Origin of the sequence: Shewanella putrefaciens (assembly GCF_016406305.1) — a bacterium.
GTDB lineage: Bacteria > Pseudomonadota > Gammaproteobacteria > Enterobacterales > Shewanellaceae > Shewanella > Shewanella putrefaciens_C.
On the sequence record NZ_CP066369.1, the window covers coordinates 2,962,991 to 2,976,204 of the forward strand.

Sequence of the window (13,214 nt, forward strand, 5' to 3'; positions counted from 1 at the left end):
GAGCCATTATGAGATCCTATTTTCCCCCTCTGGCACTGCTCGCTAGCACGTTCTTTTTATCGACGGTTCAAGCAGAAACTCAGCTATTTGTCGCGACCACTTCAAGCAAAGAGGCCCAGGTACAAATCACCTATCCCAGCGCAATTCGCATCGGACAAGCACTGCAGGACGGCTTAGCACAACTCCCCCTCTATAATAAAACGACTCAAAATGAGATAGTGCCGATCTACTGGTTAGGTGCAGCCCTGCTCGATATTCAAAATATCGCAGCCCTAGAAACTAAGCGCCAGCAAGTGCTTAGTCAATTAGCTGAAATGGGACAAAAAGCAGATAACAGCAGCTACATTGCAAAACTGGCACAATTAGCCCAATTTTTGCGCCAAATAAAACTTGGCCAACGCGTTATCCAGCCTTTAGATGTGGATCTTGTCCGGATCACGGATGCCTATAATTCACTCCTCGATGGTCATTTTTTGCTAGTGTTACCCCCACGCCCAACCACAGTGACAATTGTTGGCGCTGTCGCTCAAACAGGTAATATGGCATGGAAGAGCCAGATGGACAGCCGAGAATACCTTAAACAAGCGGGCCTATTAGAGAATGCCGAGACGAGTTTCGTCTGGATAATTCAACCCGATGGTAAAGCGATTAAACAACCTATCGCCTATTGGAATCATCAAGTTCAGGATATTGCCCCTGGAGCAACACTTTATGTTGAGTTTTCAAGCCTTTTTGATGATGACTCTGATCTAAATGCAAACATCGTTGAATTACTCAGGAATCGGGCTCTGTAATGAAAATTTCTCCCCCTTCAATCCATCGCTTAGGCCGTTTATCCGCACTGTCACTGGCGCTATTACCGCTATTCAATGCCGCCGCCGATGAATTTTCATCACCCCAACTGTTACCATCACAATCTGACTTTGGTGGTGTGGGTCTAATGCAAATGCCCACAGGACGTATGGCTCCCGAGGGCGAGTTTAATTTCGCAACTAGCTATAACGATGAATATCAACACTTTAGTGCATCGGTACAGTTATTCCCCTGGTTTGAAACCACAGTGCGATACACCCAAGTGCAAGATCTGTTATACAGTGATGATCCTAGTTTTAGTGGCAACACTAAATACACAGATAAAGGTATCGACTTTAAAATTCGTCTGCTTGAAGAAACCAATTGGCTACCTGAAACCTCCATAGGTGTACGCGACTTTGGTGGCACAGGATTATTCGATGGCGAATTTATTGCCGCGACAAAAAGAGTCGGCCCATTAGATTTTACCTTAGGCATAGGTTGGGGCTATATAGGTAATAGCGGCAATCTCACCCAGGATAAAAAAGATCTTAACTATAACTGCGACAGGGACACCTCCTTTGGTGGCTCCGGCGGCACGGTTGACTACCAGCGCTGGTTTAAGGGCTGCGCGGCACTCTTTGGTGGCGTTGAATACCAAACCCCGTGGGAACCTCTACGGTTAAAAGTGGAATACGACGGCAACGACTATCAATCCGACTACCCCGTTGTACGTGGTGGTATCCCTATGCCACAGGACAGCAAGTTTAACTATGGCATGCTATACCGCTTTGGTGATTGGGGGGATTTGCACTTAAGCTATGAGCGAGGCAATACTTGGACCTTAGGCTTTAGTTTACAAACCAATTTTAATACCTTGTCGCAAATTAAACGCGACCCTGCGGCGGCTAAGTATCAACCCCTGCCTGCAGCGCCTTTAACACAAGTCTCAACCGAACCAGAGCCAAGCAGCGCTGCACCTTCTTCAGCCAGTGCAGTGACGAGCACGAAAGTAGAACCCACTGCTGAAATTGCCACGGAAGTTGTCACTGCTGAGGTTTCAATACAGCCTCAAATCGTCACAAACACAGTCGATTGGACAAAAGTGGCACAGCAATTGGCAGAGATTGCAGGTTACTACAATGCCAAAATTTACCTCGATACTGACAGTATTACCGTAATTGGTGAGCAGACGCGATTTAGAGATAGAAATGAAGCCCATCATAGGGCGGCGACTATCCTAGCAAACAATACCGATATCACTCGCATTAAAGAATATCGCTTAATCGAGACCCACTATAACCAGCCGATGACTGAAACACGCATCGATGCACAAAAATTTGCCAGCGTCGCAAGCTATGGTTATCTCAATGCCAAAATGACGGATGCGAGCGAAGTGAGTGTCCCAAGCTTACCGCAAGGGCAACTGGTGACCAGCACAGATAAAGATTGGTTAGATAACTTAGGTTTTGATGTTTCCCCAACTATGGTGCAATCCTTTGGTGGCTCCGAAGGCTTCTACATGTTTAATATTGGGGTGACAGGCACGGCAAGTTATCGATTTACCGATAACTTTGAGTTTGCAGGCTCAATTTATCTTAACCTCTATGATAACTACGATAAGTTTCTATATGACGTGCCACCCGATGGCACAGACTTAAAACGCGTCCGCACCTTGATCCGCCAATATGTTCATGACAATCCAGTGCGGATCAATAACCTGCAAATGACTTGGATGGATAATCTTAGCGAAAATATCTCCTACCAAGCCTATGGTGGATATTTAGAAATGATGTATGGCGGTGTAGGCACTGAGTTTATGTATCGCCCACTCAATAGCCAATGGGCCTTCGGATTTGATGTTAACTATGCAAAACAGCGTGATCCCGATAGTATGCTTGGCTTCTTCGAGGAAGAGCATCAATTTGACCCTATAACCAATCGCCCCTATCGCGTACAAACGGGTGTTGTTACGGGGCATGTAACAGCCTATTACCAGCCCGAGTGGTTCCCAAGCACCTTGTTAAAGGTGAGTGCTGGCAAATATCTCGCCGAAGATAAAGGCGTGACTGTCGATTTCTCGAAACAGTTTGATAGCGGTGTGATTGTCGGCGCATTTGCAACTAAGACTGACCTATCGGCGGAAGAATATGGTGAAGGCAGCTTTACTAAGGGCTTCTATATTTCGGTTCCATTCGATCTAATGACCATCAAGTCGACCCACAGCCGCGCATTCATATCATGGATGCCGCTGACCCGCGACGGTGGCCAAATGCTCGGTCGTAAGTACAACTTGTTTGATGTCACTGACGCTCGCGCGCCTTGGTATACCAGACCGAGTGTTGAACCAGCGAAATAGTACCTCGCTACAACGAGCAACGGGCAAGAATTCTCTTGCCCGTTTTTTTACCCCTAACAGAAATTAAAAATCGCAAACTCAATGCCAGCGATGAATAGGAATGAATAGCGCCCTACTCTATTGGTGATTTAATCCCATGGGGCGATGAACGTAAATACTGCGGCGGCGCTTTGACTGTTGCACCTAATGTGGCTGCCGCATGCCAAGGCCAATGCGGGTCATAGAGCATAGTACGAGCGAGCGCGATAGCATCGGCTTGCCCCTGAACCAGAATCGTTTCCGCTTTATTGGCATCAGTGATTAACCCCACGGCAATCACAGGCGTATTGACCTCAGCTTTAATGGCCTCGGCAAAAGGCACTTGAAAGTGTTCTGCCACAGGTATTTGCTGCAGTGGACTTAACCCGCCAGTACTCACATGGATAAAATCACAGCCTCTGGCCTCTAATGCTTTTGCCAGCACTAAGCTTTGGGCTAAATCCCAACCACCATCGACCCAATCGGTAGCTGAAATCCGCACACCGAGCGCTATTTTTGGTGATATTACCGCTTTAATGGCATCAAACACGGCTAACAATAAGTTCAGTCGATTCTCTAAACTGCCACCATATTTATCGATACGTTGATTCGATAACGGCGATAAAAATTGATGCAGCAAATAACCATGGGCAGCATGAATTTCAATCGCATCAAGCCCTAATCGTTCGGCTCTTTGCGCAGAACTAACAAATGCCGCTATAAGCTCATCAATTTCATCGAATGTCATCGCCCGGGGTAACGCAGCGTCTACATTAAATGCCTGTGCTGAAGGGGCTATCGTCTGCCAACCATTAGGTTCATCGGGTGTGATAGTGCCGCCACCTTCCCAAGGTTTTCGAGTTGATGCTTTACGTCCCGCATGGGCGAGTTGTATCGCGATAGGCATACTTGAATACTTGCGGATAGATTTCAGGGTTTTATCTAAGGCAGCCTCCGTTTTATTATCCCACAGACCTAAATCTGCATAGGAGATCCGCCCATTGGGCAAAACTGCGGTAGCCTCTAAAATGAGCATTCCCGCACCCGATAACGCCATGCTCCCTAAGTGAATCGTATGCCAGTCGGTTGCTTGGCCATTTTCAGCCGAATACTGGCACATAGGCGCGATGATAATCCGGTTCGCTAACTCGAGTTGACCTAAGGTTAAAGGCGAAAATAATAAACTCATTGTCATTCCTTTTAATATAAACCCTGATTGGTTTTATGATGCTGCGCTGGCGTCACTATCCCGCCTCGATAAAATCGGTGCCGCAAGCAAGGGCCAATCGATGTCAAAATCGGCATGGTCCCAAGCAAGCACATATTCATCCTGCGGCGCGTAATAATCGGTGCAACGGTAAATCACATCGGCATAATCACTCAGCACGTAAAAACCGTGGGCAAAACCGGGTGGGATCCACATCTGCAAGTGATTATCGGCCGATAATATTCGCCCCACCCATTTCCCATAGGTCGATGAGTGTTTACGAATATCCACTGCCACATCGAAAATACTACCGGCACAGACTCGCACAAGTTTCCCCTGGGGTTGCAGCAATTGATAATGTAAACCCCGCAGGACATTTTGCTGCGATCGGCTGTGATTTTCCTGAACAAAAACAGAAGCTGGAAGTCCTCGATTGGCAAGGCAGTCATCAAAAGAGGATTGTCTAAAGGTTTCCATAAAAAAGCCGCGTTCATCGCCAAATACCCGAGGCTCAAATACCAGCACCTCTGCTAACTCAGTTTCAATACACTTCATTAAATACCTGTTTATTAAGCAGTCCTAATAAATACTCACCATAACCACTTTTCAATAAAGGTTGCGCTAATGCTTGCAGCTGTACAGCATCAATCCAGCCAAGATAAAATGCCGTTTCTTCAGGGCAATTGATTTTAAGCCCTTGCCGTTTTTCAATCGCGGCAACAAATTGTGTTGCCTCAGCCATAGCGTCGGGCGTCCCAGTATCAAGCCAGGCGGTTCCTCGCCCCATAATTTCAACCTGTAGTTCACCTAAACTCAAATAACGGCTGATCACATCGACAATCTCCAACTCTCCCCGCGCCGAAGGATGCACACTCTTGGCAAAATCACAGGCTCGATTATCAAAAAAATACAATCCGGGAATCGCATAGGAAGACCGCGCCGCTAAGGGTTTCTCTTCGATTGAAATGGCTTTCCCTGAATCATCAAATTCAACCACGCCATAGGCATTAGGGTTCGCCACATGATAGCCAAAGACAGTCGCACCCGATTGCATTTGTAATGCTTTTTGTAGGTTCGCGCGAAGATGCTGACCATAAAATAAGTTATCACCTAAGATAAGCGCACATGCATCCCCCGCCAAAAAGGACTCGGCAATGATTAATGCCTCAGCCAAACCCTTTGGTGACAACTGCTCGGCATACTCGAGCCGAATCCCCCAACGGGCGCCATCCCCTAACAGGGCACGAAAAAGCGGCAAATCATGGGGAGTGCAAATGATCAATATCTCCCGAATACCAGCCTGCATTAGGGTGACAAGGGGATAATAAATCATAGGTTTATCATAGATTGGCAGCAGTTGCTTACACACAACCTGCGTCATAGGATAGAGCCGAGAGCCAGTGCCCCCCGCCAGTAAAATGCCTTTTCTCATTGATATATCTAGGATTAGTGACTCAATTAAAGTGCAAAGAGTGTAGCATACAAACGCACGGAAAAGCAGACCGGCCAAAGGCTTGCGAAGTTCTAGAAGTTGCGCAGCAACGTTCTGGATTACAGAACACTTCGTTCACGGTTGACAGAACGCTGCGCTGACGGAAGAAGCGAAACACTTTACTCTTGCGCCGTCATCCTCGCGTACGCGGGGATCCAGCTCTTGGCTTTAAGTCACTACGCTTTACCATCAAAAGACTTTAGTGTGGATTCCCGCGTCCATAACTGCTCCTGCACTCTTTCTAAATTAAAGAGTTCTATCTCCTGCATCTGACCACCATGGAGGGTGGAAATGTCATATTTTGTATGGAACAAAATTGACCATGCAGTCGTTCGCGGGAATGACGAAAAGACAGGAATAACAAGGAAAAATGCGGCTTCGCTCTAGATTACAGAACACTTCGTTGACGGTTAGCGGAACGCTGCGCTGACGATGGACGGATTACCGAACGCTCGCAAGTTCACTCACCGTCAGGGCGAAGCCCGTGCTGTAAACCGTAAGTCACGCAGTGACGTTCCGTAGCCGCAAAGCGGCGTTCGTAGAAACTAGAGCGCTTCGCTGCTAGAGTCTAGAGCCACGCAGCGGTGTTCTAGAGCAAGCCTGCGAGTGTCCTCTTTACCGCTCGGGGATCTGAATTTCGACTTTTACGCCTTGATTGGGGTGGGAAGTAAGCAAAATACTGCCATTTAATTTCTGAGTCACCAGATTATAAATAATGGACATACCCAGCCCAGTGCCGCCGTCCTTACGCGCGGTAGTAAAAAAGGGCTCAAACGCCTTAGCCTTAACTTCATCGGACATACCCACACCGTTATCCTGATACACCATTCGAATTTGTTCATTGAGCTTGTCAACTCGAACAGTGATTGCTTTATCTCCAGTAAAATCATCAGGAAAACCGTGGCGAAAACTATTAGCCACTAAGTTAGTAAATATTTGCGCAATCGCACCGGGATAAGAGTCAATGAAAATATTGTCATCTAACTCAACGGTTAAAGTGATATTTTTCTTACGCATTAAAGGTCTTAAGGAGCTAAAAATTTGGAATATATAGGTCTTTAGATTAAAGCGTTCACGCTCCAGAACGGACTGATCCGCCGCCGTACGTTTAAAGTTATGTACTAACTCAGCCGCCCGCGAAAGATTGCGTTCGATTAACCCTAAGCCATCTTGCATAGTATTGATAAAACTTAAAAACTTGTCCTCATCCAGTTCATTACGCTCAAAAAATCCCTTTAATAACGCCAGTTCATCTAAACAATGGGTTACCGACGTCACCGCAATCCCCAATGGCGTATTGACTTCATGGGCGACCCCAGCGACTAAGCTTCCCAGTGCCGCCATTTTTTCATTCTCAACGAGGTGGTTTTGGGTCGCACTCAGGTTAGCTAATGCCGCCTCTAATTCTTTTGTTCTATGCTCAACTTGGCTTTCAAGATCCGCATTGATTGCCTTTAGTTGTTGTTGATAATCAAAAATTTCCTTCGCACTCATTGCACGCGCAAACAAATCGGCTAGCGCGGAAGCAAATGCTTTTTCATCCCGAGTCCACTCACGGGGCTCACCTTGATGTTCAGAGCAAATAATTCCAACCATCTTGCCACTGCGTCGTATCGGGCTATCTAGCATTGAGGTGATGTGATTTGGCAGCAAATACCCAGTCAAAAACTCATGGGTGGCAAGATCCGTTTGCGCGTTATTAGCAACGATAGTACGTTCGTTATCTAACAAGCTGAAATAATGAGGATATTGGCCGCGGCTTATCGCTAATGGCTCCTGCACGCACGCATTATCGAGCAGGAAAAAACACTGAATGCTTTGATGATCCTCACTCCACAGCCAGATCCCGGCGCGGGAAATGTTAAGCCCCTTGCAGACAGATGACACAATCAACTGCGATGCCTGTGTTAAATCCCCCTGATCGATCACCTGGGATTTACTCACATCGAATAGAATTCTGTCTAACATGCGCGTCATAATGATATTGATCCACCTAAAGATTCTGTATTGTTTTTGGATAACGCCACAAGCCCACCTCTCAAGCGCTAAGAGATAGATTTTAGTATAGATTCAATCTAGGAAGTGACTAGGCCATGTTGACATTTCGAGATTAAATTTTGTTCTCTATTGCCAATTCATAAACACGAAACGAGGAGTGAAGTGCCATTATTCAACTCAAATGATGAGTCGCTAGAGTGGAAAATCAGAGCGAGAGCATGCCATCACTTCAACAATTTATCTTCACCAAGGGCAAACCCCATCAGCGAAATAAACAACCAAAATGAAAATAACACATTGTTATAACATGATAATAAGAGAAGTTTGGCTCAATACACCTTGCCGAGTATGATAACAACTAACATGCTAAGCTTTATTCAACTAACGGGATCGAGTATGAACAAATCACTCTTTACAATCGCCTTTTTAGCCCTGCTCACCACAGCCTGCTCAGAGCCCGCACAGCCAAGTGCAAATACGGCGGCACAAACCGAAACAGCCGCCAGCATTCCCCTTGGCGATACCAGCAAAAATGCACTCGACTGGCCAGGTGAATATGAAGGAGTCCTTCCCTGCGCCAGCTGTGAGGGGATCCAAACCCATATCAGCCTGCGGGCAGATAACAGTTTTGAGCTAAAGACGGTTTATTTAGGCAAAGATGAGCGGATTTTCAAAGTGACAGGCACTGCAGTTTGGGATGCTCAAGGGCGCAATATCACCCTAGCGGATGGTAGCCAATATTTAGTCGGTGAAAACCAACTCATAATGCTAGACACAGAAGGCAAACGCATTACCGGCGAACTCGCCGAACATTACGTATTGAGGAAGAAAGGTTGATAAAAAACAGACAACTTATCCGCTATCGAGAATGCCCATCAACACCATGGAAAAATGGCGGCGGCAGTACCAAACAATTACTTATTTCCCCAAGTAATGCGGATTTATCTAATTTTGATTACCGGGTAAGCATAGCAAGTGTTTCGAGCAGCGGCCCTTTCTCACAATTTATCGGCATAGATAGGCAATTATGCTTGCTCGAAGGTGAGGGACTCCAACTGTATTTTCAAGAAGATAGTCTCGATAGCAGCGCCATATTAACCCCCAATGATGCCCCTTTTAATTTTAAGGGGGAAACGCAAATTGAGAGCCAATTACTGGATGACCCAGTTCTCGATTTCAATGTTATGACCAAACGGGGTAGATACCGCTCTAGTATCGAAAAAATCTGTATTAACGACACTTTTATCTCTGATTCAGGCAGAAACACACTCGACACAACACAGGAGCAAAACGTTAGCATACCACTGCAATTACTCTTGTGTTTAGAACCGGTTATATGGGACCAGAATGGCCATTTAACTGAGCTTGAACGCTACGATTTATTGCTCTGCCCCCATGGCGAACCGCTCAATTTCAAAAGCAATAACCCAACCCAATGGCTCCAGATCACCCTTAGCAGGAACTAAAGTGGCGCCATAGAAGTGGCGAAGCAACGTTCTAGATTACAGAACACTTCGTTTACGGCTGACGGTGGACGAATTACGGAACGCTGCGCTGACAGTGGACGGATTACGGAAAAGCCGAGCGTTTTGCTCTTACGCCGTCATGCTCACCGCTCTTATACCGTCATCCTCGCGAGCGACTGCATGGTCAATTTTGTTCCATACAAAATATGATATTTCCCCCCTCCATGGTGGTCAGATGCAGGAGATACGAGCCCTGGGACGGGCGAAGGTAGAATAATGCAGGAGCAATTATCGAGAATAACGCAGGAGCAGTTATCGATGCGGGGATCCAGCTTGTAGCTTTCAGTCACTACGCTTTAAGCTACCAAAAGACTTTAGTATGGATTCCCGCGTTCGCGGGAATGACAAAGAATAGGGAAAAGTGTCCTCCCGCGCCCTAGGTAAGCCACGAAGTGACGTTCCGTAGCCGCAAAGCGGCGTTCCTAGAAGCGAAGCGTCCTAGCAGTTGCACAGCAACGCCCTAGCTCCACGCACCGTTTTGTTTAACGATCCAAGCTACCGTCTTCCTCAGGCCTGAATCAAAGGATTCGAGTGGTTGCCAACCTAATTCACGTTGAATTTTACTCGCGTCAATGGCGTAGCGCACATCATGGCCAGGACGATCAACAACATGTTGTATTAAATCACGAAACCCCATGCCACTCATTGCCAGAGACTGCGGATGAGTGGGCACTAACTCTTCTAAGAGATCGCAAATTCGCTGCACCACAGCAAGATTAGTGTATTCATATGAGCCACCAATATTATAGGTTTCCCCTAGTTGCCCTTCAGTGGCGACTAAAAATAAGGCCTTAACATGATCATCCACATACAACCAATCCCGCACCTGCTGGCCATTGCCGTAAACGGGCAGTGATTTTCCCAATAACGCATTGTTCACCATTAAAGGGATTAGTTTTTCAGGGTATTGAAAAGGGCCATAGTTATTAGAGCAGTTAGTAATAACTATCGGTAAACCATAGGTACGATGCCAGGCGCGAACAAGATGGTCCGCCGATGCCTTGCTGGCAGAATAAGGAGAACTAGGATCATAGGCGCTGGTTTCACTAAATAGCCCCGTCTTTCCAAGGGAACCATAAACCTCATCGGTGGAAATATGGTGCACTCGAAAATGGCGCTGTTGTGCTTGCCCTAAAGTTTGATAATAACTACGGCATGACTCGAGCAGTGTGTAAGTTCCCACGATATTGGTTTGAATAAACTCCGCGGGCCCATCTATCGAACGGTCCACATGGCTTTCGGCCGCTAAATGCATCACAAGATCGGGTTGGAATTGCTGCAACACCTGCTCTAACCTTGCCCTATCGCAAATATCTGCCTGCACAAAATGATAGCGCTCACTACCAGCAACACCCGTCAGAGATTCAGGATGGCTCGCATAGGTCAGCTTATCGAAGTTGAGCACGACTGACTCCGTTTGTTCAATCAACATACGGACCAAAGCCGACCCAATAAAACCCGCACCACCCGTAACAAGAATTCGCATATCACCTATCTCTGCAAACAAAGGCCAGAAAGCAAAAAAGCCAGCAAGTATACAACAAAAAATAGGGCTGGCTTCGAAAAGCCGAACATATCGCTGACGGATTACGGAACGCTAGGCTGACGGTGAATGGATTACCGATTGCTGTTAACGAAATACCGCGCTGATAGAAAAACTAAGCGCTTTGTTCTTACGACGTCATCCTCGCTCTTATGCAGGGATCCAGCTTTTAGCTTTGAGTCACTACGTTTTAAACCAACCCAAAGACGTTAGTATGGATTCCCGCTTTCACGGGAATGACAAAGGGGATTGGGTTCCCGCCTACGTAGGAATAAGGCAGGAGCAGTTATAGAGCAACGTACTAGCCTCTATCGCACAGTAATCCTCGCAAACGACTGCATGGATGCAGGAGGTAGAATAACGCAGGAGCAGTTATCGACGCGGGGATCCAGCTTTTAGCTTTGAGTCACTATTATTTAAACCACCCAAAGACGTTAGTGTGGATTCCCGCGTTCGCGGGAATGACAGAAAAGAGAAGGATTACGGAACGCTCGCAAGCTCACTCACCGTCAGGGCGCAGCCCGTTCCGTTATCCGTAAGTCACGCAGTGACGTTCCGTAGCCGCAAAGCCGCGTTCGTAGAAGCTAGAGCGAGCTTGCGAGCGTCCTAGGGCCGAAGGCCTCCTAGCAGCGCTTTTTGCTGCGTCCTAGCAGTTGCGTACGACTGCATGGTCCATTTTGTTCCATACAAAATATGACATTTCCACCCTCCATGGTGGTCAGATGCAGGAGGTACGAGCCCAGGGACGGGCGAAGGTAGAATAATGCAGGAGCAATTATCGAGAATAAAGCAGGAGCAGTTATCGAGCAACGCCCTAGATTCTCGCGCGAAGCGCCCGCTTTACGCGGCTCTTACTGCATCTGCAATAAATTCGGCTTGAGTCTGTGTCATCAGATTATCCGTTGACTCAACCATCACTCGGATTAAAGGCTCTGTGCCGGACTTACGTAATAGTACGCGCCCTTGGTCACCCAATATCCCTTCCGCTTTTACCACTGCCTGCTTAACACTCTCTAACGCCAGAATGCTGTCGGCACTGCCTGATGATAAACGCACATTGATAAGTACTTGCGGCAGCTTGGTCATGCCCGCTTTAATGTCGGCTAAACGTTTGCCTGACTCTAAAATAGCTTTAAGTACCTGTAGGGACGCCACAATACCATCACCCGTTGAAGCATGCTTTAAACTCAAAATATGCCCAGAACCTTCGCCGCCCAGTTGCCAACCCGTTTCTTTAAGCTGCTCAACCACATAACGATCGCCCACCTTTGCACGTACAAAGGGAATGTCCATTTGCTTAAGGGCAAGCTCTAGACCTAGGTTTGACATTAAAGTACCAACCACACCGCCGACCATTTCACCTTTTTGGAACGCAGCTTGTGCCAGAATAAATAAAATTTCATCACCATCAACCACATGGCCATTATGGTCAACAAACATCACCCTATCCGCATCGCCATCGAGTGCAATACCTAAATCGGCCTCATGCATCATCACGGCGGTTTGCAAACTATCTAAATGTGTTGCACCGCAGTGATCATTAATATTCACCCCATTAGGCTTGTCATTAATGGTAATCACATCAGCCCCCAACTCCCGATACACATTCGGCGCGATATGGTAGGCGGCGCCATGGGCGCTATCGACGACAATCTTTAAACCCGTCAAACTTAAATGATTCGGGAACGTTCCCTTACAAAACTCAATATAGCGGCCTGCAGCATCATCAATACGGCGAACCTTACCTAATTTTTCAGAGGCGACACACTGCATCGCATTATGCTGCAATGCCTGTTCTAATAATGCTTCAATTTCAAGCTCCTGCGCATCATTTAACTTAGTGCCAGAGTTTGAAAAAAACTTAATCCCATTGTCGTAATAAGGATTGTGGGAGGCACTGATCACCACCCCAGCATCGGCGCGAAATGTCGACGCCAAATACGCCACCGCAGGTGTTGGCATAGGGCCAATCAACGCCACATTCACACCTGCCGCCGAAAATCCCGCCTCCATTGCCGACTCAAGCATATAGCCACTAATACGGGTATCTTTACCAATCAACACTTCTTTAGTGCCAGTGGACGCCAGCACAGTGCCAGCCGCCCAACCTAACTTCATCGCAAAATCAGGCGTTATAGGGAATGTACCCACCTTGCCACGCACACCATCGGTACCAAAATACTTCCTAGACATACTGCATCCTTAAAAACAGTTATAAACGAAAAAAGCCGAATACAATTTCGGCTTTCTAAATCGTTCTATGCAATTAGATATGAAAA

At 46.9% G+C, this 13,214-nt stretch carries 10 protein-coding genes; 4 read left to right on the forward strand and 6 right to left on the reverse strand.

Annotated features, from left to right (window positions below):
- Positions 1-8: 8 nt before the first annotated feature.
- Both JFT56_RS12840 and JFT56_RS12845 read left to right on the forward strand, forming a co-directional pair.
- The gene (locus JFT56_RS12840) at positions 9-794 is read left to right on the forward strand and encodes a capsule biosynthesis GfcC family protein (protein ID WP_198780466.1); all 786 of its coding nucleotides are present in this window, start codon (positions 9-11) and stop codon (positions 792-794) included.
- Entirely contained in the window at positions 794-3,151 is a 2,358-nt protein-coding gene (locus JFT56_RS12845) for a YjbH domain-containing protein (protein WP_198780467.1), read from the forward strand. Before JFT56_RS12840 ends, JFT56_RS12845 begins: the two co-directional genes overlap by 1 nt.
- A 112-nt stretch (positions 3,152-3,263) precedes the next feature.
- Here JFT56_RS12845 and JFT56_RS12850 read toward each other — a convergent pair whose 3' ends face one another.
- The 4 genes from JFT56_RS12850 to JFT56_RS12865 form a co-directional block, all read right to left on the reverse strand.
- Complete coding sequence (locus JFT56_RS12850; protein ID WP_198780468.1) at positions 3,264-4,358, reverse strand: NADH:flavin oxidoreductase/NADH oxidase; 1,095 nt, start codon at positions 4,356-4,358, stop codon at positions 3,264-3,266.
- 33 nt (positions 4,359-4,391) lie between these two features.
- Entirely contained in the window at positions 4,392-4,931 is a 540-nt protein-coding gene (rfbC, locus tag JFT56_RS12855; RefSeq protein WP_198780469.1) for a dTDP-4-dehydrorhamnose 3,5-epimerase, read from the reverse strand.
- Positions 4,918-5,808 (reverse strand): glucose-1-phosphate thymidylyltransferase RfbA, encoded by an 891-nt coding sequence (gene rfbA / locus JFT56_RS12860; protein WP_198780470.1) that lies wholly within the window; start codon positions 5,806-5,808, stop codon positions 4,918-4,920. The genes rfbC and rfbA overlap by 14 nt, the downstream gene beginning before the upstream one ends.
- Before the next feature lie 675 nt (positions 5,809-6,483).
- Positions 6,484-7,845: a sensor histidine kinase gene (locus tag JFT56_RS12865; RefSeq protein WP_198780471.1), complete on the reverse strand. Its 1,362-nt coding sequence runs from the start codon at positions 7,843-7,845 to the stop codon at positions 6,484-6,486.
- A gap of 417 nt (positions 7,846-8,262) precedes the next feature.
- Here JFT56_RS12865 and JFT56_RS12870 point away from each other — a divergent pair, with 417 nt between their 5' ends.
- Both JFT56_RS12870 and JFT56_RS12875 read left to right on the forward strand, forming a co-directional pair.
- On the forward strand, positions 8,263-8,703 hold the full coding sequence (locus tag JFT56_RS12870) for a copper resistance protein NlpE (protein WP_198780472.1): 441 nt from the start codon (positions 8,263-8,265) through the stop codon (positions 8,701-8,703).
- Complete coding sequence (locus JFT56_RS12875; protein ID WP_198780473.1) at positions 8,700-9,332, forward strand: HutD family protein; 633 nt, start codon at positions 8,700-8,702, stop codon at positions 9,330-9,332. Before JFT56_RS12870 ends, JFT56_RS12875 begins: the two co-directional genes overlap by 4 nt.
- Before the next feature lie 520 nt (positions 9,333-9,852).
- Here JFT56_RS12875 and rfbB read toward each other — a convergent pair.
- Together rfbB and glmM are read right to left on the reverse strand one after the other, a co-directional pair.
- Positions 9,853-10,878, reverse strand: coding sequence for a dTDP-glucose 4,6-dehydratase (gene rfbB, locus JFT56_RS12880; RefSeq protein ID WP_198780474.1), 1,026 nt, complete (start codon positions 10,876-10,878; stop codon positions 9,853-9,855).
- Positions 10,879-11,775: 897 nt separating this feature from the next.
- The gene (glmM, locus tag JFT56_RS12885; RefSeq protein ID WP_198780475.1) at positions 11,776-13,128 is read right to left on the reverse strand and encodes a phosphoglucosamine mutase; all 1,353 of its coding nucleotides are present in this window, start codon (positions 13,126-13,128) and stop codon (positions 11,776-11,778) included.
- Positions 13,129-13,214 lie beyond the last annotated feature (86 nt).